We start from the raw sequence: 23,512 nt of genomic DNA on the forward strand, positions 1-23,512 counted from the left end.
GATATGAAAATGTATTAGTTGAGACCCTTACACACTAAAAATGATACTGAAACGATAAACTAAATGAGCGACCAAAAATTGGTCGCGCGTAATAATAAGTAGACGATGTTAATTCATGGTTAGTACGAGGATTGCCTTCAGTTAAACCATAAGAATTGAATATATTGTTACCCACTAAATTAACGGCGAACTGCGGAGAAATCTGCCATTTAATATTCATATCAACATATTGAAACTTTGGCAATTTACGTTTATTTGCGATATCTGAATAACGATCGCCTATATAATGATAACGAATTGCCATGTTGATATTTTCAATATCAAATACAGTCTCCAACCTAAGTTGTAGTTCAGGTGTTCTAGTTATCTGATTATGATTATAAATACTTTCTTCAAAGCGTTGTGAAATATTACTAAAACGAGCTCGTTGCCAAACACTAGTGCCCTTAACTGTAAGAATTTTGTTTAATTGGTGGAAAAATTCTAGTTCGACGCCTATTGTTTCCGTATTCATAAACACTGTTTCAGACGCAGACTTTCCTCGATAGACATTGACCAATAAGGGATCAAACTTTGTTTTAAACAATATTGCGGTGATAAGTGAATTATTTTGATCATATCTAAACCCTAACTCACTGAAAGTAAGCCTTACTGGCTGTTCAAATGAAAGTGTATCAGGCACATTATCGACATAGTCTGACCAACCTATAGCGTTTCCAAAACTTGTCACTCTTGGCATTTCGAACGCATCAGCAGTATTCGCAAATAAAGCAATATGTTCATTTGGCGTATAATTCACACCAATATTCCAAGCCGACTCCTTGAATTTTTTCTTCCGTGAAAACTGATAATTAGAAATATACCTGATCGGTAAAGAGTGTTCTTCAAAATAGAGTTTGTCAGTACTTGCGGTTGACTCTAATAATAAATTTTCTAGTCGTATGCCAACATCAAACGTCAACATATCTAAAACGTTAGCGCTAAGCTGCCCATATAGAGAATGCGATTCTACGAAACCTTTTCCATCAATGTAAGCAGGACCTAATGATGAAAGTTGGCCTTCTTCTGTCATTTTAGCTACCTCATCGCCCACTTTATTTAGCCCGATAATATCGAATCTTTGAGGTTGGTGTTTCACATCAATTAAGTATTGTCCAAGCCACTTATCAAAAGGTAATGATGTATATTTACTACGTGCAAAATAATGCCCTAAACTACCGCTTAACACGTCATAATCAAAGGACATATTACCATTACTGAACCACTGATATTGTTGATAATTTGAATATAATGGGTAGGCAATTGAAAAAAGTTTTGTACTATCGCTTTGAACTTGAAAGTTATCATTGACGCTTTTTAAAATTGCTTCAGTAGCGCCAACCGCTTTGTTTTGATTAAGGAAACCTAGAACCTCTGGTGATGATAGGTACTCATTTGCAGTGAAAATAGTATTGTTATCCAAGTTGATCATTGCAAGCATGTCATTTTGCATATCCGAATAACGTACTTTATAAGAAAACCGCCAATTTTCATTTACGTCGTGATGACCAAATATGCCTAATGACGTCATGTTAGTTTGTTGTCCATCTCGAATATCATAGTCTTCAATGACATTTGACTGTTCAATAGGTGGCGTAAAAGTCAACTTAGAAAAATATCGGCTTAACATAGTACCATGCGTAGCAGATAGGTGTTTGACGGCTTTAGGTGATTTTTCGCCAGTAAAAACGATTGGAGAATAAAAAGTAGTTTTATCATTTAGCACTTTTGCAATGACACTAATGCTAGTATCTTTTTTTTGATAGTTACTGACAATTTTCAATTGACCGCCATTGTCAGCAGTAAAACCTGGTTCTCGTATACCATCGCTTTTACGGTAAAAGCCTCCAAATGCTATGTGCCAACTATCGCTGATTTTTTCTACGATTCTTAGATCTACACGTGTTGACTTGTGATCAACCCCTTGTTTCAACACTATTTCATTGTCCTGAGAAGTCGTTCCATCTTCTGAAATAAAGTTCACTACGGCTGCAGGCCCATTTACACTAAGAATACCACTGTTACCGCCTCGAATAGTTTCAACGGAGCTTGTCATAATATCTTGACGTTGAAAAAAATCGACCCATATCCCATCGTAGCTAATAGGTAAACCATCCTCCATAACGCTTATAAATCTATAGCCTTCGCCTCCTCTAAGGCCCCTAGGGGCAACATTATTATTTGCTTCACCTCCAGAGTCTTCTACCCAAAAGCCAGGCACATGCTTCAACATATCAGCACTATTGGGTTGCCCTTGATCAATGAAGGTCGATTTATTATAAGCAGTTACAGCACTTGAGCTTCTCAAAATAGACTTGGCTTTATGTGTAAACCCTGTAACGAGTATCCGTTCATAACTTTCTTTGTTTATAGCTTGTGATTGCTTAGATGTTTTCGCTTGCACATAAACAAGTAAACTACCGTTTTTTGATAAACGATATTGAAAGTGAGTATCTTTAAACAGTTTATCCAAAACCTCTGTCAGACTGCATAAACAAGTCAAGGTAACATATTGTTGAGAATACTCCCCAGATTGCATTATTAATTGAGTATTATTTAACTTTGCAATTTCAATTAATGCCTGTTCGATACTTTCGTCAATAAATTGATAATTGTGTAGCGAAGTAACTGACATACTTCTAACATTAAATGATTGCATAAGTAATACGATCAAAAAGAGCCAGTATATTGGATATCTGGCTTGGTAGTGTATTGTTTGAATATTGTCCTTCAGAGTTTTCATTTTTATTATTAGGACATTAAGGTCATTCCCTCTTTGTCATCACCTTAGTATCGCCATATTGTTGAATATCTAATGGAAAAATATCTGGAAGATCTGCGAACCATTCTTCAATCCTTTCAAGCTTAATATTGCCTGTAAACCGCATGTCTGCCACACTTTTGTCTTGAATGTAAATATGTAAGGGTACATAACGGCTTATATCGTACACAACAGAGGACAGTGCCACATTTACATAGCTTAAACGGCCTTTTTGCCACCCCATTTGTGTACTATTGGTATGTCGACTTACATCGGACATACTGCCATTTTGATTAACAGAAATACCCTGTCCTGCTGTTAAAATTTTCTTCGATAAATTACTGTTTGCAATAGATGCAACTTTAACAGTGCCTTCTAAAACTTGTACGTGCATGTCACCTTGCGATTCTTTAACATTAAATGCGGTTCCTAAAGCTTGCGCAATTCGACCTTTGTAGGTAACAACAAAAGGTTTTATTTTATTTTTACTGACAGTAAAAAGCGCTTCGCCTTTAAGTAACTCAATGCTTCTTTTTGTCTCGGTATAATTTACCGAAATAGCGCTTCCTGACGCTATTGCAATAGTAGAGTCATCGCTTAATCTCACTATTCTCGACTCACCTATTGGAGTCGTATAATATTCAGGTTTATTAACAGTAGTTACTTTTTGTGTAAGTTCACCTTTTTGTAGAACTGGGGATAGTTCTATGAATGTAAAAGCCACAATTAATAACACGCAACTGGCAAAAGCAACTGGCCAACTAAAACGCGAATATAACCTTTGAATTATCGGCGTTTTATCTGTTAAAGCTTCTATTCGTTCGTGAGGTTGCAATAGATCACTTTCCGTTAAAAGAGCAGCCTCAGACCAAGCTAGTTTCATATCATGGTAAATGTTTTTGTGGCGCTCATCTTGATCTAACCAACACTTCAGCGCTTCGGTATTTTCTTTTGTAGGCGATTCTTCAAGCAATAATAGCCACTTAGCAGCAGCTTCTTCAACATGTAGTTGTTGCGCTTTATCGGTCGTTACATTGTTCATTTGTTTTCTCATGTTTGATCGGTTCTACGAGTTCACTGCTATATGTTGGTAACAACTTCTCACTGCCTGTAAGACATACTTACGTACCATACTCTCAGATATTTGCATTATTTCAGCAATTTCTCGATATTCCATACCCTTAATTTTATATAATACAAATGCTTGTCTACATTTTAACGGTAATTTACGAAGTGACTCTTTTACCAAGGTTAGCGCATGTTGGTGTTCTATTGACCTTTCAGGTGATGTGTAATGAATACCCTGTGAAATCTGATTGTTGTCTGCTTCGACAGGATTTCTGGTTTGCCTTCTAAGCTTGTCGATAGACAAATTAGTCGCTATTTTATATAAGTACGCTTGTATATAATTACTAATTCCGTTGCTTTCTAGACCCAGTAATTTAACAAATGCTTCCTGTGCAATATCTTCTGCTTCTTTATGCGACAAACCTTTTTTCACAATGTGATGTATCAATCGTTTGTAGTGGTCAACATAAAGCGCTTTAATTCGCGCTTTATATTTTTCATCTTGTGACGACTGTTCGATTTTCCTTAATGTATTAGTCATTTAACAAATTACTTTCTCGAAGTTACCCTATAGTAACAGTAACGAACGAGTTATTGTTTTTGGGAATAAATAATTTAAAATTCTAAAATACTGCTATTTCATCTATGTATAATGGTAAAAGTGGTATTTGAGCATCTAGAGATTGTTTTTTGTTTACTGCTACGACTCTTAAATACTGTGTAGCGATTGTCGTAAATGTAATATCAATGACGGGGCCATGAATATCATTGTTACTTAGCATTTTAATCAATTGCCAATTAATCCCATCAACAGAGCTATGTATTTCAACACTTTCTGGAGGCACCAGTTGTCTATGCCTGCCTGCATCGATACCAAAAACAACACGGAAAACTTGCGTTATCTCTTCAAAGTTAATGACAGCATCTAAGTTTTTTGCTTCAAAAATAGTATATTTATTAACATCATAATATTGATCAAACGCGAAAATACCGTCATTAATTCGATGTGCAGTATTCTCAACAGGTGCATATTTAAAACTGATCGGCTTATTAATCGCTTTATGCGGTGCGACTGTTAAATGTACTGATTTTGAACGTTCACCTTTGTTTCTAGTGTGTGCTTTAATCGTGTGTAAACGAGCACCACTGACATCAATAGTCTGTACGTTAGCGTATGTTCGACTATTGTTCGTATTGTTGTCATGTTCGATAACCAATTGCCTTTCTTTGTTAAGTTGAGCAAAAGACACCGATACTTGCTTTGTAGTAGCGTTCACCTTTTTAACCCAAGGGACTAAATAAGATTTACTGCTATTAATTCCCATTGCGTGATAACGATCAGATAGCGCTGCTAACTGTTCATTAAATCGAGCCCAGCTTTTATTAGTAGACCATGCAACCTCTGCAAGTGCAGCTAATCTTGGAAAGATCATATACTGCGCATGTTGCTCTGTTTTTATATATTCTGTCCATAGTGCGCCTTGAACGCCGATTATATTTTGGCGCTGCTCAGGTGTTAACTGTTCAGGCATTACATTAAATTGATAAACCTTCTCTATCGGCAAGAAACCATGAATTGCTTTAGGTTCGTCAATAGAACGAGATTGATATGCGTCAAAATAAGTGAACTGATAAGGTGTCATTACTACTTTGTTACCGCGTTTAGCTGCTTCTATACCTCCTTCAGTTCCGCGCCAAGAAGTGATAAGCGCTGTGTTTGGTGCGCCTCCTTCTAAAATCTCATCCCAGCCAACGGCTACTTTATCTAGCTCGGTTAAAATATTCGTTACTCTGTGAATAAAATAGCTTTGCAATTGTTCGCCCGACGTAATATTCAACGTTCGCATTAGCTTTTGCACTGAATTACTTTCTAACCATTGTTTTTTAATCACTTCGTCGCCGCCGATATGAATATACTTACTAGGGAAAAGACTCGCTACTTCCTGAAATACATCAGCTAAAAAATTCATTGTTTTCTCTGTTGGACAAAGTACCTGTTCGAAGATACCAAAATGACTTTCAACGCTAATATTATTACCATGACAGGAAAATTCGGGATAGGCAGCAAGTATCGCCGTTGAATGTCCAGGAACATCAATTTCTGGAATTACCTCAACATGCCTGATCGCTGCGTATTCAACAATTTCTTTAATTTGGGCTTGTGTATAGAAGCCACGATGCGGTAAATCATCGTATAAAGGTTGATAGTCGTATGTATGTCCTACAACGGTTTTATTACGCGCGCTTCCAATAGAAGTTAATCTAGGAAACGATTTAATCTCAATTCGCCAACCTTGATCATCCGTTAAGTGCCATTGAAACTTGTTAAACTTATGATGTGATAACCAATCAATGTATCGCTTTACAAAGTCAACGTCATAAAAATGTCTACTGACATCTAAATGCATGCCACGATATTGATGGGCGGGTTTATCTTTAATAATAACGTTAGGGATCAACCAAGCAGACCGATTAATAGGTGTTTTTGTTTCAATGTCAGCGTCTAATAATTGCCTCAATGTTTGGCTTGCGTAGAAGAGCCCTTTGGGGGTACTCGCTTTTAGCAAAACAATGTTGTCAGTTACATCAATGGTGTAGCCTTCAAGGTGGCTAATTGTTTTATCTATAACAAAACGCAATTGGTTTTTCTTAGGGGTTTCTGACAGTGGAAATAAGTACCCAGTTGTTGGCTGAACTTCTTGAGAAAAGAGCATTGCAGTTGCATGTGCCCCTTTCTCATTAACATAAATACTCGTACGACTATTTAAGCTAAAGTGGCCTGATTGCCAACGAACTTCCTCAGGGTATGGGAATAGTACAGGTAACTTATGCTGTGCAGCAAACGCTGGACTTTTAAAAATAATGAAAATTAACGCAATTAGATATTTCACAATTTATTCCTAAAATAAAAAGCCCGCAGTTACCTGCGGGGGCAATAAAAATAATGGGCGTTGAAAAATAATAACAACGCATCTATGCCTTAAACGTGTGTAAAGTTAGAAATTAATAGTGACAGAAGCTGTTAATGTTCGGCCAAGAATGGGACGCGCGTAATAATACTCGTAACCGGCCTGCTCATCATTAATCGCTCTGGGGTTTCCTTCGGTAAGGCCAATCTCGTCAGTTAAATTGGTTGCTTTAACATGTAAATTAACATTATCTGAAAACGCATAGTTAACACCCGCATCAAATGTAGTGTACGCGGGTAGTTCAAATTGATTTTGACCATCAGAAAAACGATCGCCAATATGATGTACCGTCAGATAAGCATTACCATTATCAAAATAATAGGTTGGCGTTACTCGTAACTGTATTTTTGGTGTGCGCTTAACTTGATTTCCTTCCCAACTTGAAAAGTTACCGGTAAACCCTTCCATTTCTGGTCTTTGCACTACACCCGCAACTTCAACATTTATATTGCTTGTAGGGCGCCAGCTTACTTCATACTCTATACCTTTTGTGACCGTATCTATAGTTTGATTGGCAACAGTGCCATCAGCCCCCGTAAAATTACGCTCCGTTAAATCTTTAAATTTAGTATTAAATAGCGTAATTGACGTACCAAAATCTTGGCTAGCATAACGTACACCTAATTCTGAAAAGGTAAGATTAACAACGTCATTAAAGTTGGCACTTTCACCGGCATGAATCGTTTGTCCGTGACTTAATAATCGAGGCATTTCAAATGCATCTGCATATCGACCGAATGTTGATACATTATCATTAAATTTATAATTAAAACCGACTGTCCAAGCTGTTTCCGTTTCACTAAGTGATTTTTTGTAAAATTCGTTTGATGGCGCATCTGTATAGTTATTTGCCAAATTGTTATCGATATCTTGACCATATTCGTCAAAAGCACCGTTAACAGGTAGCGCAAACATTGTGCCTGATGCTGTACTATCTAAATCAAGCCACTCTATTCTTATACCCGCATCTAAACGTAGGTTTTCAGTGGCCTGATATTGTTCATTAACAAATAATGAATGTGAACTCGACTCACCATAAGCGGTTGCCTGCCCCCACCCAGGTGCATAACCTGTAGAGCCATTATCAGTTAACTGACCAATAACATTATTTTCATCATCAACGGCAACGATATCGAGCAACCGAGCATTGTTTGAGACATCTGTTAAGAAAAATGATTCCCATTTATCAACAGGTAGGTCATCAGCATCAACAAACGCATACAACCAACCAGCGGTTAAACTATGACGGTCATTTTCGTAAGTTAAACTTAACTTTGAGACAAATTGATCTGCTTCATATCTTGAAAATAATGGATAGCTTGTTGTTACCAATCCATTGCCGTTTAAAGTACTTGGATCTTCTACCAGTTGCTGAGTATCAACATATCTTAGTTTTGCTGACGTAGCACCTTGATTTGCGAACTGTTCAACCAACGCTTTTGCATCGTCAGCAAGTAACCTCGATTGCGCTTCAACTAAGGTTGAATTATCAAAATTCAACAATATGTACATATCATTTTCAAACTTTGAATATCGCGCAGCTGCATCAAGATATAAATTATCCGTTAGATCAAGTTCTAAATGGGCTCCCAATGTACTGTGAATAGTGTGTTGACCATCTTTTAAATCACGAGTCTTATAGCTTCCATCTTGTTTTAAGTATTTTAATTTTCGCTGACCATTACCAATCATCGTATCACTTTGCGGATCAAAGCCAGGAATTCCTTTAGGATTACTCTGATCTTGCAAAGGAATAGGCACAAAAAACGTTGTATGATCATCTAAGTGCTTTGCAGATATAGTTAATTGACCACGATCTAAATCTCGCACTAAATTTACTCGTAGTTGGCCGCCTCTGTCAGCAGTAAACTGTGTATCACGCACACCATCTGATTGTCTGTAGAAACCTCCAATTAGCATTTTCCAATCATCAGATATTGGCCCACTATAAAAACCTTCTGCTCGATACATACCATAGTCAGTTGCACTGAGCTTTAAGGCGCCTTCATTAATGTCATCCGGTTTTTTAGTTATAAAATTAACAAGTGCAGCTGGTCCATTAGTAGTTAACAAACCACTTGTGCCTCCTCGAACCGCCTCCATAGTTTGAATTGTAATGTCTTGACGCTGATAAAAATCAACCCATACACCATCATACACTACGGGCAACCCGTCTTCTTGAACGCCAATATATCTAAAGCCTTCACCACCTCTTAAACCACGCGGTGCAACATTATTGTTAGTCTCTCCGCCAGAATCTTCAACCCAAAACCCGGGAATAACTTCTAATAAGTCCGCTGTTCCTAAAGGCATCTCTCTCGCTAGTTGTTCTTCATTTAATGTAGTTATCGACACTGACGATTCTAATTTAGTAACGCCTCTCCCCGTAGAACCAGTTACAACAATTTTTTCTAAATCTAATAACGCTTTATTTTCTTTTTGTTTTACTTGCTCTTCAGCGAGTGTAACGTTTGTTGAAGCAATGGTAGTAGCTAAAGCAAGTGCTATAGGTGATATTTTTGTATTTAGTTTCACAGAAGATTTCCTCAAGGTTCCCAATTAAATTAAACAAGGTGAAATGACACATAATATTTGTGCCGCTCGAGGGTATTAACGAATGATGAGAACGTTTTGGGAGTTAAATTTTTAATTTTATTAACAGTGACACATGAAACCACTGCTACGTCGTATATGTGAACAAAATTGAAATATTAAATTTTATCAATAGAAGTAAAGAGTTAACTAGAACATCAATCTAATACTGAGAGAAAAGCTTTAAATCATTTATTCCTGGAACGTATACTTTTTAAACAAAGAGATTTAATTTCGATGAAAAAGATATAGCTAATGGTACCCGGGGCCGGACTTGAACCGGCACGCTGTTACCAGCGAGGGATTTTAAATCCCTTGTGTCTACCAATTCCACCACCCGGGCATAAAGGGAGTTTTTTATAGTAGGTATTGGTTTGACCTACTCTCTTACCTTCAACTACCAGTAAGAAATTGGAGCGGCTAACGAGACTCGAACTCGTGACATTCACGTTGGCAACGTGATGCTCTACCAACTGAGCTACAGCCGCTTCATGTTATTTACTCTATTTAAAGAGCAGCGTTAGCAAGTAACGAGACTCACTCTCTGTACCTTAGTGACAATCACATTGAAAAAAATGCGCTACCAACTGAGCTACAGCCGCTTATTAATACTTAAAAAGTATTTTTGCTATTACATAAAGTAATGGTACCCGGGGCCGGACTTGAACCGGCACGCTGTTACCAGCGAGGGATTTTAAATCCCTTGTGTCTACCAATTCCACCACCCGGGCATAAAGGGAGTTTTTTTATAGTAGGTATTGGTTTGACCTACTCTCTTACCTTCAACTACTAGTAAGAAATTGGAGCGGCTAACGAGACTCGAACTCGTGACATTCACGTTGGCAACGTGATGCTCTACCAACTGAGCTACAGCCGCTTCATGTTATTTACTCTATTTAAAGAGCAGCGTTAGCAAGTAACGAGACTCACTCTCTGTACCTTAGTGACAATCACATTGAAAACAATGCATTACCAACTGAGCTACAGCCGCTTTATTTTATATGTTTCGAAAATTGGAGCGGCTAACGAGACTCGAACTCGTGACATTCACGTTGGCAACGTGATGCTCTACCAACTGAGCTACAGCCGCTTTATTTTCAGCGTCGCGCATAATAGCGCAAGCTTTTTTATAATTCAACTACAAACGTTAGATGAAATGGTACCCGGGGCCGGACTTGAACCGGCACGCTGTTACCAGCGAGGGATTTTAAATCCCTTGTGTCTACCAATTCCACCACCCGGGCAAAGTGGAGGCGGGTCCCGGAGTCGAACCGAGGTCCACGGATTTGCAATCCGCTGCATAGCCACTCTGCCAACCCGCCGTTTCATCAACCACGTGGGTAGTCAAATTTATTTCCTTATAAAAATTGGAGCGGCTAACGAGACTCGAACTCGTGACATTCACGTTGGCAACGTGATGCTCTACCAACTGAGCTACAGCCGCTTCATTTCGCTGACTCCCTGTCAACTGGAGGTGCATTCTACATAGAAAATTATGTGAGTCAACAATTTAATATCAATTTTATTTCAAGTGGTTAAAAACCGACTAATCTGTCGATTTTTTACTAAATTTCTGTCCATTTTAGTGCTTTAACTCAGGCCAAGCCGCTTTAAAATAACTGACCATTGTTATAACGGTAAGTATCGTAGCAATATAATAAAAGCCATAAGCTGCAAACATAAGTATTTCATGAGGAAAATTAAACAAGATCAATGGAATGTCATAATCAGGTTGCCATATCAGCCCCATTACACCCAACATTTGCGCTGCTGTTTTATATTTTCCCAAAGTAGACACGGCAACAATATCTCGTTTTCCTTTTGACGACATAAATTCACGTAGAGCACTGATAAATATCTCTCTAGAGATCATAATCATTGCAGGTACTGCGATGTACCAAACTTCAAAATCTGCCGCAATCATAATTAATGCTGCAGCGACCATTAGTTTATCAGCGACTGGATCGATAAAAGCGCCAAAAGCAGATGATTGATTCAGTCTACGGGCTAAATAACCATCCAGTGCATCACTTACTGCAGCCAACCAAAACACCGCAAATGCGCCAAAATGGTTCCACGATATCGGTAAATAAAATACAGTAATAAAAATAGGAATTAAGATAATTCTAAACAAAGTGATTTGATTTGGGATGGTCCACATATTACTTCAAGGCTCATTATAATATCGATTAACGTGGTTCGTTTTAGCCAACGTCTACAATCGTTTGGGACATTTTACACAACTGGTGTTAATTGTCATGTAATGCATCATAAATAGTTTCTGCAAGCGCCTTACTGATCCCTGGTACTTTTGACAAAGTATTTTTGTCTGCAGCTTGTACTTCTTGTAATCCACCGAGGAACTTCAGTAAGGCTTGACGTTTTTTAGCACCAATGCCAGGAATACTTTCCAACGTAGATTTTTTGCTTGCTTTTTGCCTTTTAGCGCGATGACCTGCAATAGCAAATCGATGTGACTCATCACGAATATGCTGTACTAGATGAAGTGCCGGTGAAGTACCAGGTAAAGATATTAACTGATGAGAACCTGCTAAAATAAGCGTCTCTAATCCTGGTTTTCTAGATTCACCTTTAGCAACACCTACAAGTAAAGGTGTGTTTTCTATATTTAACTCAGCAAAAAACTGTTCAGCTTTCGCTAATTGACCTTTACCGCCATCAATAAAAACGATATCTGGCAAGTTATCTTCATTAGTAAGCTTTCCATAACGCTTATTAAGCGCAAAGGCCATCGCGGCATAATCGTCACCAGGTGTAATACCAACAACATTATAACGGCGATAATCACTCTTTAACGGCCCTTCTCGATTAAATACAACATTAGACGCTATTGTTTGCTGACCCATTGTATGACTGATATCAAAACATTCAATACGTTGTATACCGTTTGCCATTTCAAAGACTTCATTTAATGCATCAAACCGGCTTTGCATCGATTCTTTATGAGCATTCTTACTTTGTAGTGCGATTTGTGCATTTGTTGTCGCAAGTTTTATATACTGGGCGCGCTCTGATTTAACTCTATGTGAAACTTTAACATCAAACCCTGCTTGTTGACTTAATAAACCGGCTAATTCATCGCTGTTTTCAATGGCTAACGGAACAACTACTTCTTTAGGCGTTTTACCTGTATCTAAGGTATCGCCAAAATAATGCTGTTGAATAAACGCTTCTACTATTTCTTGGTCATTAGTATCACCAGGTACCGTAGGAAAATAACTTTTGCTACCTAACACCTTATGATCTCGAATAAACAACAAATGAATGCAAACCTGAGTTCTTTCTCGGCAAAAACCTATGACATCCATTTCAGCCGCGATACCGCTAACGTATTGTTGTTGTTGTACTTTTCTAAGAGTCGATATTTGATCTCTATATCCCGCTGCACGTTCAAAAGCTAACGCTTCGCTTGCTACTTCCATTTTTTTTACTAAATCCGCGATGACGGTGGAGCTTTTGCCTCGCAAAAATAATTTAGCAAGATTTACTTGCTCACGATAATCTTGTTCACTAATTTTATCTACACATGGCGCAGAGCAGCGACCTAGTTGGTATTGTAAGCATGGCCTACTTCGTGCGCGATAATAACTATCTTCGCATTGCCTGATAGGAAAGAGTTTCTGCATTAATCGTAAACTTTCCCAAACAGCGCCCGCACTCGGGTATGGGCCAAAATAATCGCCCTTAACTTTCTTACCACCGCGATGTAAACCAAGTTTTGGGTGTTTATGATCGGTGATCAGTAAATAAGGATATGATTTATCATCCCGTAATAAGATGTTGTATTTAGGCAGGTATTTTTTTATATAATTATTTTCGAGTATTAACGCTTCACCCTCTGTATTAGTGACGGTTACGTCAATCGCACAGATCTGTTTAACTAAAGCGCGAGTTTTATTACTACCAACATCTTTTCTAAAATAGCTTGAAAGTCTTTTTTTAAGTTGTTTTGCTTTTCCAACATAAATAACCGTGCGTTTATCGTCATACATGCGATAAACGCCAGGCTGTTCCGTAACAGATGCGAGGAAAGCTTTATGATCAAAAGGAGTTAATTGTTTAGACAAAACAAATTACAAGGTTTCTGTTTTCAACATACCATGACGAATAGCAAGGTGAGTAAGTTCAACATCATTGCTAACATGTAATTTCTCAAACATACGATAGCGATAGCTGTTAATTGTTTTAGTACTTAAAACGAGTTGTTCAGAAATATCAGGGACTTTCTCTCCGCGTGTAATCATCAACATGATCTGGAGTTCTCTTTCAGATAACACATTAAAAGGGTTTTCTTCAGGAGATTTAAATTGATTCAAAGCCATTTGCTGAGCAATCTCTGGAGTTAAATAACGCTGACCACTATTTACTGCACGAATGGCATTTACCATTTCATCCGAGCCCGCACCTTTAGTTAAATACCCAGCAGCACCTATTTGCATGACTTTTGTTGGTATCGGATCTTCACAATACACAGTTAACACGATGACTTTAACATCCGGCGCATAGCGAATTATTTTCTTAGTCGCTTCTAATCCACCAATGCCTGGCATGTTCATATCCATTAATACAACATCTGGTTCGTCCTTACGACAAAAACTAACGGCCTCTTCACCCGTTTTACATTCACCAACAACTTTAAGACCTTTAACGTCATCAAGTATTCTTCGAATACCTGTACGTACTAACTCATGATCATCTACTAATAAAACGTTAATCAACGGAGGACTACCTTACACTTTAAAATTTACTTGTTGTTATTTGCGAAACTAAGATTCTAAGCTCTTTAGAATATAGTTAAAACTCAAGCAACACAATGGAAAATATGGCTGCTGTGACTTATATTTTATAACTCATTGATGAATTATAGACGACCGAACAGCTTATAAATTATTTTTTTTCAACCAGTTGTTTAGCAACGCTATCTGTCCATTTTTATAGGCTGCATAGGTAAGGCGCACAGCATTACTCATAATGACACTGTCATTCCATCCTGTTTGTTCAGTGATTAACCGGTAGCACTCTTTTGCTTCTTTCGACATATAACCACGAATTTCCTGTTTTCCACGCTCTTTTTGCCTTTCTCGATAACGTTTTTGTTTCTCTGCATTTGTTAATCGAGTTTTCTTCTTATCATTCATATCTTTAGCTGACATTATTGACTAATTTAAAATGGTTATGCGTTACTTTATTCTAACCTTCTCCAGTGCTTTAAACAAACAAATCTTAAAAAATTTCACTGCTCAGAGTTGTTTAGTGTACAAGTGTTCGCTAAAGTAGCGCCTTTAAAATTTAGTCTAGTAAATTGAAAAGCGAATGGCACAACAAAATTCATATACAAAAGAAGAGCTCGTTTTAGCGGGCACAACCGACTTTTTCGGCGAAGGAAACAGTAAATTACCTGCAGATAACATGTTGATGATGGACCGTATCAACCTTATTACTGAAGAAGGTGGTTTATATGGCAAAGGTGAAATCATTGCCGAACTAGACATTACACCAGATTTATGGTTTTTTGATTGCCACTTTAAAGGCGACCCAGTAATGCCAGGTTGTTTAGGTTTAGACGCAATGTGGCAACTTGTAGGGTTTTACCTTGCTTGGGCAGGTGGTCCAGGTCGCGGTAGAGCATTAGGTGTGGGAGAAGTTAAGTTTACCGGCCAAATACTTCCTACGGCAAAAAAAGTAACCTATAAAATTAACCTAAAGCGTGTAATCAAACGCAAATTATTTATGGGTATAGCTGATGGCAGCGTACTTGTTGATGGTAAAGAGATATATACAGCGAAAGACTTAAAAGTTGGCTTATTCACAGATACATCTGCATTTTAGTCTTGCTACCCTGTAATGATTAATAAAAAGCCAAGCATTCGCTTGGCTTTTTGCGTTTAAGAAACACTCGTGACTAATTAATACTGTTATTTATCGCTGCCCCGTCTACATACTGACTTAACCCTGAAAGACCAATAGCGACTGAAGGATGAGAAAAAAGCTCTTGCCCTGCTACTTTCCCAAGTACGTTAAAGCTAGCTTCAAGTGCAACCTCACCCTCATTTTCAATTGCGCGCTTAGTTTCATTTTTACAAGCAACGGTAACCAAACGTGTTATCAACTGCCCTAAATGCTTGTTTGCCATATCAAGTTTGTCAGCGGATGACTGCACGAGATCATCAACTGCTGGGTGATTAGACGCAGCGACAAACATCCAACGCACGAGTTTATTGCGATCATCCTCTGTGGTTGATGACACTAAACACTTACCTAGCTGCTCAGTATATTCACCAGCTAAACTCACTTGACTCATCACACTAAATAAAACAAACGCATTTACTAATAACCCTTTTTTCATGTTGTAACTTCCTTATATTTGTTTCAATGCCTAGAAATACACACTACATTGACCTTAGCCATAATCTCATTATTGCGATAACGACGCCTTCAAGCGTTCTAACCCTTGAGCTAAATCTTCTATTAAATCATCGGGATCTTCTAAACCAATATGCAATCGAATAACCGCTGTATTGTACCGAACATCAGTGGCAGTTCGTAAGCGCGCCATATTATTGTTTGCTAAGATCAAACTTTCAAAACCTCCCCATGAAAAGCCCATTTTAAAGTGATGCATACCATCTAAGAATTCATTTAATGCTTTCGTATTGCTATCTTTCAACACAAAAGAAAACAAGCCATTTGAGCCTGTAAAATCACGTGTAAAAAACTCGTGACCCGGACAAGATTCAAAAGCAGGATGTAAAACAACATCTACCTCATCACGGCTCTCTAACCAACGCGCAACTTTTAATGCGTTTTCTTGGTGCTGTTTTAAGCGTACGCCTAACGTTCGAATACCACGCAAAGCAAGATATAAATCGTCAGGAGAAGTACATTGCCCCATTAAATAACTATTTTCACGTAATTGTGGCCAATATTTTTCAGTTGCGACAGCCGTACCTAACATAACATCTGAATGGCCAACAATATATTTGGTCGCCGCTTGTATAGAAATATCAACACCGTGAGCAAAAGGATCAAAGTAAATGCCCGCAGACCAAGTATTGTCTAGCATTACAATACAATCATGTTGATGAGCAATTTTGGCGATGGTTGGTACATCTTGCACTTCCATCGTGATCGAGCCTGGCGACTCTAAAAATATAAGCCGTGTATTATCTTTAATAAGTGATTCAATTTCTTCACCAATTAACGGATCATAATACGTCGTTTCCACACCAAATTTTGCAAGTACATTATCACAAAAGTCACGAGTTGGTTCATAGGTAGTATCAACCATCAATATGTGATCTCCAGCTTTTACAAACGCAAGGATGGCATTCGTAATTGCTGCGGTACCTGACGGGTACAACGCACATCCCTCTCCGCCCTCTAATTCAACCATTGCATCTTGGAAGGCGAACGCGGTAGATGTACCTCTACGGCCATAAAAAAGGGTTTGATTGCCACGATTAGCAATTGCATGCTTCATTTCTTTAACGGAATCAAATACAACAGTAGACGCGCGTTCAACGGGTGGATTTACAACACCACGTGTCCACTTACTATCTCGTCCTGCATTTATTATCTGAGTTTGTTTTTTCATATCATTCACTTATCTTTTTTAGCTATCTAGCCATCTAAATACAACTTACTGCTTATTGGCAAGAAACGCACGCTTTTTTTCAGCTAGTTCTGTTATTAGTTAATCGTTAGTGATCTATGTAGCAGTGTTCAAATATTCAAAATAAAGATTGTTGCGGTGCCACGATCTGCTCAAAAGACTCTCCTATAAATGGTAATATGGCATCTGCAACTGCCGATAGCTGACGGTCAATATACAATTGATAATCTAGAGGTGCATTAACATAGCCGACAACTTGAGGGCCCGCTGTTGTTAATACATATTCAATCCACCCTTTGTTTTGAAAGCGCAGTGGTTTCCCATTTTTTCGATTTAACTCATCTGCCAAACGTGCCGCTTTTATATGAGGAGGTACATTCTTAACGTATAATTCTAATTTTCGTCTAATGCGCTTTCTGTATATCAATAGATGATCCAACTCTCCTTGCAACGTCTGTTTTACAATATCTAAAACATAATCGGCAACGGGTTCGTCATTAAAAACCTTTAAATACAGCGCTTTTTGAAATTGTTTAGCAAGTGGCGTCCAGTCAGACCTAACACTTTCTAAACCTTTAAATATAATCTTATTGTTACTTTGATAGTTTATTATACCGGCATACCGTTTCTTGGTACCTACATCCGTACCTCGTATTGTCGGCATAAAAAATTTGAGAAAATGCGTCTCAAATTCAATTTCCAATTGACTATTAATTCCATAACGATCCGCTAAATCACTTTGCCAACGTTGATTAATATAGGTTGCAAGCGCTTCACCTTTAGCTCGACATGCTTGCTCATCAAGGTGGTCTGGCACACTGACAAATATAGAATCGGTATCACCATAAATAACCTGGTAGCCACGTTTTTCAATCCAGCTTTTTGTTGTTTTTAGTAATTCATGTCCACGTTTAGTAATAGAACTCGCCAATCGAGGGTCAAAAAAGCGGCAACCTGTTGAACCCAAAATACCGTAGAATGAATTCATAATAATTTTTATCGCTTGCGATAGCGCGTCATTTTGTTCAGCCTTGGCTTTATCTCGCTCTGCCCAAAGCTCTTCAATAATTGTTGGTAAAAAGTGTTCCTCGCGAGAAAAGTACGCTCCGTCAAAGCCCTCTATACTATGATCCTTGTCTAGAAGTCCTTCTACCATCCCCATTGGATCTATTTTAAAAGTTCTGATAATACTTGGATACAGGCTTTTAAAGTCGAGTACTAATACGTTTTGATAGAGACCTGGTAACGAATCCATCACAAAACCGCCCGGAGATACGAGATCTTTCATGCCATCGCCTAAATTTGGCGCAACATAGCCCGCACGATGTAATTTGGGTAAATATAAATTTGTAAAAGCGGCAACAGAGCCACCTGTTCTATCTATTGATAAACCGGTTAACTCAGCTCGTAATTTAGCGAAAGACAGTAAATCTGCTTGCTCAAAAATTCGTGTTACTAATATACAATCTTGTAAGTTATATGCGGCGAGTGCAAGCTTATCTCTTTGAAAGTTATCAACAATCTCTGCTACCCTATTGTCAACATCTTCTACTTTTTTTCCCACCCCAAGCAACTCGGAAGCAACCGCATCTAATGAAAAACTCGCAAAAGAGTATGTCGCTGTTCTAAGTACATCAATACCATCAAGAATAACGCGGCCATGAACATCAATAAACTGTTGCTCACTGGTTCGGTTTTTTCTCCATCGAGGTGAATGTCCATCTCGACCAATAGAAAAATCTATACGATATAAATCAAATCGCTGCTGTAATATTTGAAAATCAAAATTAATGACATTCCAGCCAATAACTATGTCAGGGTCATAATGATTAAACCAGTCTAGTAATGCTACCAGTAGAAGCTTTTCATTTTTACACCAGACAACATGCTGGTATATTTCATGGGCCTCATCATGTTGTAATTTCTTTGAATAACAACCGGTATCATTGCCTATCATAAAAACAGTATTAACAGTATTTTGCTGATCGGTCTTCAAATGCAGTCCAATTGAAAACAAGGCTCCGCTCAACGCACACTCAATATCTAACGATACAATGGAGAAATTGATAGGGAAACGTAACCTACCCTCAACAAGACTTCGGCTTCTAATTGCTACATAACTAGCAGGGACAGATAACTCATTGGGTGAGACGTGCCGGCAGACAAACTCTACATTAGCAGTTATAAAACGTTCCATAAGATATCGTTCATCAGGTCTAATATCATCTTCGTAACGTTTAATATGATGTTGTGATAATAATTCTCTTGCGCGATAAAAATGTTGCATCGAATCAAAATAAAAACCAGTAACCTGCTTTTGTAAAAACGTTTTTAACGCTAACGCTACGGTTTTACTCACGTTAACATTGCCAGTTTTTAGAATGGATAGCGCCTTATTAACCTGATCATTTTCGATAAAAAATAAAGCTTGCTCACCATAAACATTAACAAGGCATATCTTATCAACGGTTTTAACCCAATAAGACAGTACAATGCCATTTCGACTATCATAGGCATGCCTTGTTAAAATAAAGCCTTTAATCGTGTTGCTTAACTGCAGCAAATAAATTCCTTAAAACGTTATCAATCAGTTAATCGAACTGTTATTATATACAGCATTGTAAATTAAAACGACGTTAGAATAAACTGTCACAGGGAGTTAAAGCTTTCTATGCTTTCCGACAAAATAAAACAAGCAATTAGAACGGCTTATAAAGCCTTTGGTGAAAATTTAGAGAACTTTAATCCGAGAAAACAGCAAACTTTTTTAATTGCCGAAATCGCAAAAACCCTTGCGGGTGAATACAGCAAACACCGTAAACTTATTGCGATTGAAGCTGGAACAGGCACAGGTAAATCACTTGCATATTCGTTAGGTGCTATTCCTCTTGCTATCGCACGAGATAAAAAAGTTTGTATTTCAACTGCAACGGTAGCGTTACAAGAACAGTTAGTAGAAAAGGATCTCCCATTCTTAAAGTCACATAGTGGTATTGATTTTTCGTTCACCCTCGTAAAAGGACGCCAGCGATATGTTTGCCGTCAAAAGTTAGCCGCTGCGGTTAGCGCTCAAGACACACCTCAAGCAGGCTTTACCTTTGCTGAAAAGCCCTCTGAATTTGATTTAAAACTGCTCAAACATTTACATGAGGCATTAAAAGAAAACCGGTGGCAAGGAGATAGGGACTCGTGGACAGATCCTATCCCACAACATATTTGGCAGTTAATACAATCAGACAAATATAGTTGTTTACGCAATGTCGCTGAACACACGCATTGCCCATTCCATAAGGCGCGGGAAACAATGGACAACAGTAACGTATTGGTAATAAACCATAGTTTGCTGTTAGCCGACTTAGAAATGGGTGGGGGTAAAATATTACCAGAGCCAGAAGATACTTATTACATTATTGATGAAGCACATCATTTACCTAAAATCACGCGTGATCATTCAAGTGCTGCAATTGGTTTAAAGGGCGCAACAGAATGGCTAGAAAAATTAAAAGACTTATCTGCAAAAATGGCAAAATTAATCAAGTCACAAAGTGCCATATCTCCCTCATTAAAATTGGCCGATGACTGCACTGATTTATTAACCGACTTACAAAAAGTACTTACGTTTGTTGAAGCCAACAAGAGTCACTACTTTACCTCACAAAAACACACTAAATTTTCGTCAGCAAAAGACGCTACTATTTACCGCTTTGAGCACGGTGTACTGCCTAAGGCAATTAAACAACCTGCAGAAGATTTGGAAGAGCTAAGTAAAAAGTGCTTAAACAACGCTAATAAGCTTTACTTTCTGCTCATGGAAGCCGTGAAAGATGGTGAAGTAGCAAGTTATCTAGCTGAGCCTTTACTCTCTGAATACGGGTTTTTAAATCAACGGTTAGAAAATTTTCATGCCTTATGGGCAATGTACGCAAAAACAGATAGCGAAAAAGGTGCGCCTATCGCCCGTTGGTGCGAATTAACCGAGCATAAGCAAACTGATTATTTGCTAGCAGCTTCACCGATAGAAGTTGGCTTTACATTAGAGGATAAATTATGGTCAAAATGCGAAGGAGCTGTTTTATGTTCTGCAACTATTATGGCATTAAATTCATTTGACCATTTTCGACGCCAAGTAGGATTAGATAATACTGACGGTACACAATACCAAAAGGTTGACTCTCCTTTTGATTATCGAAACAGTGCTCACCTTAACATTATCGATACCGACCATGAACCAAGTGATGACCGTTTTACAGACGAACTCATTAGGCGATTACCTGCGCTGATTAAACAGGATAAAGCAACACTGGTATTATTTTCGTCTTATTGGCAAATGGAGGCGGTAGCAAAAGCATTGCGCGAAAAGCACCAGTTAACTATTTTATTACAGGGTGAGCAGTCTAGACAACATATTATTGAAAACCATAAAAAGCGCTGTGATGAGCAAAAAGCAAGCGTTGTGTTTGGCACACAAAGTTTTTCTGAAGGGCTAGATCTACCTGGAAAGTATTTAACAAACTTGATCATTACAAAATTACCCTTTTCAGTGCCTACAAGTCCTGTCGAAGAAGCACATGCTGAGTATGTAACCGCTAAAGGGGGTAATCCCTTTATGTCTATAAGTGTTCCAGAAGCAAGTAAAAAACTTGTCCAAGCAACGGGGCGACTTTTACGAAATGAAAAAGACACAGGTGTGATCACGATTTTAGATAAACGTTTGAAAACTAAACGTTATGGTCAAGACTTGTTAGCTGCACTGCCTCCTTACAAACGCAGCTAAACAGAAAACTATTCGTTCGTTACTCGGTTAACAAAAGATTTAGGTATTGAGCCAATTTCTTTAACTGCTGCCGATAACGCTTTTTCAAGTTCAGGAAGCATCTTGCTGTGGCGTTTATGAATATAATGGTACGCATTTATTTCCATTAATGTTACCTCTTGATAACTTCCATGCTCAATAGAAACATAGTTTCCAAAGTCAGGAGAATTAATCGTTAAAATATAGTCTAAACGATTTTTCTGAAACATTTCTGCCACTTTAAAGCCTGATGCTACTTCATAAATATTAGCTTTTTTATCAGCCATATAAAGCATGGTGACATTAACACCTGCCACGGTACCAATTGTTTTACCTGCTTGATTTACAATGGCTTCATTACATTCAATATTATGTTGGCAATATAGCATTAACTTGCCTTTAGCTAACAATATAGGTACACGAACAAAGTCTGGGAACGACGCCTCTACTACCGACGTTCTGATCGTTAAAGCATCAATATTTCCTTTATTTGCCTCTACCGCTCCTCTGCCAGCCGGTAATTGACGAAACGCAACACGATACTGCATAAGATTATATGCATGTTCTATATATTTTTTATACCAAAGCAAGACAGGCGAGTCATTTACTATACTAATATTCATTGTTTTTACGTTAGCACGTGTCGCGCTACTTGCTGTTAACAATATGAAAAATAAACAAAGATTTATTATGCGCATAAAAGTCCTTTTTCGTTATTATTCATCGGAAATAAGTATAGCGGTTACTTAATGAAATGCGTGCTTTTAGGTATCGAAAAATAATCTTTAGTTTGTTTATTCAATTGACGAGGTACCTTTTTCGGTACATGAATACCAATATGTTTATCTGCATTTAGTATTTCAAATAAAATATCTCGGCCTTCTGCTGACATAAAAAACCAATAAGGTGGAAAATTTACATCAACACGTGTTTTCGCCCAATGTGACATATAAGGAATATAATGTTGATCATCAGGATCTGCATCTCCCATGTGCATGACAGAGTCGCCATTACTAAATGTAACCCTGAAAACAAAATTTTCAACATCAGCGCGCGCAGGCCAACCAGCATGAGGAATTCTAACAGCGTCGATAACAAAGTTTTGCCACGTTTTTTGCCAAGGTTTACTACCAAAGTTAAGCGCAATAGCATGTAACTGTTTAGGTAAAATATCATCGCTATACAATTTAACTGCGTTAATTTGTGAAATTGCCTGTTGAGAAGCGAACAGCCTTACACCTGGATACATTGCTAGATATTTAGCAACTTGTTCAGCTGAAAAATGATCGCGATGAGCATGACTAATAAATATTGCATCAATATCATCAAATGGCGCTTTATTTGTCAAAATAGCCTGAGTAATTGGTGCAGGAACTAATTGATAAATACCAAAGTCATGGCTAAAAAACGGGTCAAACAGTATTTTTTGCCCTGATGCATTAATAAGCAAAGCTTCATTGCCTAAATAGGTGATTTTTGTATTTCCTGTTAGCGTTTGCTCTTGTAGGTCAGCACTCTCAACACTTTTAAGTATAAGCGTTTGATCATGTGCAAAGGTATTAAAACACAAAATGAAAAGCACATAGCCAGTTAATAACGGTACACAAAATTTTGCCATTGCTACTCACATTTTATTGACGATATATCCCATACACCAT

Annotated in this window: 16 protein-coding genes and 8 tRNA genes; 2 read left to right on the forward strand and 22 right to left on the reverse strand. The window is 37.9% G+C overall.

The window, feature by feature from the left end; translation table 11 throughout:
* Positions 1-34: 34 nt before the first annotated feature.
* From QUE09_RS09360 to QUE09_RS09440, 17 genes are all read right to left on the reverse strand, one after another.
* Positions 35-2,674 carry a TonB-dependent receptor gene (locus QUE09_RS09360; RefSeq protein WP_286232507.1) on the reverse strand — a complete coding sequence of 880 codons (2,640 nt, stop codon included), beginning with the start codon at positions 2,672-2,674 and terminating at the stop codon, positions 35-37.
* A gap of 130 nt (positions 2,675-2,804) precedes the next feature.
* Positions 2,805-3,842 carry a FecR family protein gene (locus QUE09_RS09365; protein WP_286232508.1) on the reverse strand — a complete coding sequence of 346 codons (1,038 nt, stop codon included), beginning with the start codon at positions 3,840-3,842 and terminating at the stop codon, positions 2,805-2,807.
* A gap of 24 nt (positions 3,843-3,866) precedes the next feature.
* On the reverse strand, positions 3,867-4,409 hold the full coding sequence (locus QUE09_RS09370) for an RNA polymerase sigma factor (protein WP_286232509.1): 543 nt from the start codon (positions 4,407-4,409) through the stop codon (positions 3,867-3,869).
* An 82-nt stretch (positions 4,410-4,491) separates the two neighbouring features.
* Complete coding sequence (locus QUE09_RS09375) at positions 4,492-6,759, reverse strand: beta-N-acetylhexosaminidase (protein WP_286232510.1); 2,268 nt, start codon at positions 6,757-6,759, stop codon at positions 4,492-4,494.
* Between the two features lie 105 nt (positions 6,760-6,864).
* On the reverse strand, positions 6,865-9,372 hold the full coding sequence (locus QUE09_RS09380) for a TonB-dependent receptor (RefSeq protein WP_286232511.1): 2,508 nt from the start codon (positions 9,370-9,372) through the stop codon (positions 6,865-6,867).
* Between the two features lie 313 nt (positions 9,373-9,685).
* Positions 9,686-9,772, reverse strand: a tRNA-Leu gene (locus QUE09_RS09385).
* 69 nt (positions 9,773-9,841) lie between these two features.
* Positions 9,842-9,917 (reverse strand) — tRNA-Gly (locus QUE09_RS09390).
* 156 nt (positions 9,918-10,073) lie between these two features.
* Positions 10,074-10,160: transfer RNA gene (locus QUE09_RS09395), tRNA-Leu, on the reverse strand.
* Between the two features lie 70 nt (positions 10,161-10,230).
* Positions 10,231-10,306, reverse strand: a tRNA-Gly gene (locus QUE09_RS09400).
* A gap of 137 nt (positions 10,307-10,443) precedes the next feature.
* Positions 10,444-10,519 (reverse strand) — tRNA-Gly (locus tag QUE09_RS09405).
* A 67-nt stretch (positions 10,520-10,586) separates the two neighbouring features.
* Positions 10,587-10,673 (reverse strand) — tRNA-Leu (locus QUE09_RS09410).
* A 4-nt stretch (positions 10,674-10,677) separates the two neighbouring features.
* Positions 10,678-10,751 (reverse strand) — tRNA-Cys (locus QUE09_RS09415).
* Positions 10,752-10,797: 46 nt separating this feature from the next.
* Positions 10,798-10,873: transfer RNA gene (locus QUE09_RS09420), tRNA-Gly, on the reverse strand.
* 138 nt (positions 10,874-11,011) lie between these two features.
* Positions 11,012-11,590 (reverse strand): CDP-diacylglycerol--glycerol-3-phosphate 3-phosphatidyltransferase, encoded by a 579-nt coding sequence (gene pgsA, locus QUE09_RS09425; protein ID WP_286232512.1) that lies wholly within the window; start codon positions 11,588-11,590, stop codon positions 11,012-11,014.
* 88 nt (positions 11,591-11,678) lie between these two features.
* Positions 11,679-13,517, reverse strand: a complete 1,839-nt coding sequence (gene uvrC / locus QUE09_RS09430) for an excinuclease ABC subunit UvrC (RefSeq protein WP_286232513.1) — start codon at positions 13,515-13,517, stop codon at positions 11,679-11,681.
* A 6-nt stretch (positions 13,518-13,523) separates the two neighbouring features.
* A complete protein-coding gene (uvrY, locus tag QUE09_RS09435) occupies positions 13,524-14,168 on the reverse strand; it encodes a UvrY/SirA/GacA family response regulator transcription factor (RefSeq protein ID WP_286232514.1) in 645 nt (214 codons plus the stop codon).
* Positions 14,169-14,330: 162 nt separating this feature from the next.
* Positions 14,331-14,603: a hypothetical protein gene (locus QUE09_RS09440; protein WP_286232515.1), complete on the reverse strand. Its 273-nt coding sequence runs from the start codon at positions 14,601-14,603 to the stop codon at positions 14,331-14,333.
* Between the two features lie 160 nt (positions 14,604-14,763).
* Between QUE09_RS09440 and fabA the strand changes: the two genes are divergently transcribed.
* Positions 14,764-15,279 (forward strand): bifunctional 3-hydroxydecanoyl-ACP dehydratase/trans-2-decenoyl-ACP isomerase, encoded by a 516-nt coding sequence (fabA, locus tag QUE09_RS09445; protein ID WP_286232516.1) that lies wholly within the window; start codon positions 14,764-14,766, stop codon positions 15,277-15,279.
* Positions 15,280-15,352: 73 nt separating this feature from the next.
* Here the strand turns inward: fabA and QUE09_RS09450 are convergent, their stop codons facing one another.
* From QUE09_RS09450 to QUE09_RS09460, 3 genes are all read right to left on the reverse strand, one after another.
* Complete coding sequence (locus QUE09_RS09450) at positions 15,353-15,796, reverse strand: hypothetical protein (RefSeq protein ID WP_286232517.1); 444 nt, start codon at positions 15,794-15,796, stop codon at positions 15,353-15,355.
* 69 nt (positions 15,797-15,865) lie between these two features.
* Positions 15,866-17,044 (reverse strand): cystathionine beta-lyase, encoded by a 1,179-nt coding sequence (locus QUE09_RS09455; protein WP_286232518.1) that lies wholly within the window; start codon positions 17,042-17,044, stop codon positions 15,866-15,868.
* Between the two features lie 136 nt (positions 17,045-17,180).
* A complete protein-coding gene (locus QUE09_RS09460) occupies positions 17,181-19,625 on the reverse strand; it encodes a DNA polymerase II (protein ID WP_286232519.1) in 2,445 nt (814 codons plus the stop codon).
* A 108-nt stretch (positions 19,626-19,733) separates the two neighbouring features.
* On the opposite strand from QUE09_RS09460, the gene dinG reads away from it, so the two are divergent.
* Positions 19,734-21,836, forward strand: a complete 2,103-nt coding sequence (dinG, locus tag QUE09_RS09465) for an ATP-dependent DNA helicase DinG (protein ID WP_286232520.1) — start codon at positions 19,734-19,736, stop codon at positions 21,834-21,836.
* A gap of 8 nt (positions 21,837-21,844) precedes the next feature.
* Here dinG and QUE09_RS09470 read toward each other — a convergent pair whose 3' ends face one another.
* Both QUE09_RS09470 and QUE09_RS09475 read right to left on the reverse strand, forming a co-directional pair.
* Positions 21,845-22,477 (reverse strand): hypothetical protein, encoded by a 633-nt coding sequence (locus tag QUE09_RS09470; RefSeq protein ID WP_286232521.1) that lies wholly within the window; start codon positions 22,475-22,477, stop codon positions 21,845-21,847.
* Positions 22,478-22,596: 119 nt separating this feature from the next.
* Positions 22,597-23,472 (reverse strand): MBL fold metallo-hydrolase, encoded by an 876-nt coding sequence (locus QUE09_RS09475; protein WP_286232522.1) that lies wholly within the window; start codon positions 23,470-23,472, stop codon positions 22,597-22,599.
* Positions 23,473-23,512: the final 40 nt, after the last annotated feature.

The sequence above is a fragment of the Thalassotalea sediminis genome (assembly GCF_030295915.1).
Taxonomy (GTDB): domain Bacteria; phylum Pseudomonadota; class Gammaproteobacteria; order Enterobacterales; family Alteromonadaceae; genus Thalassotalea_C; species Thalassotalea_C sediminis.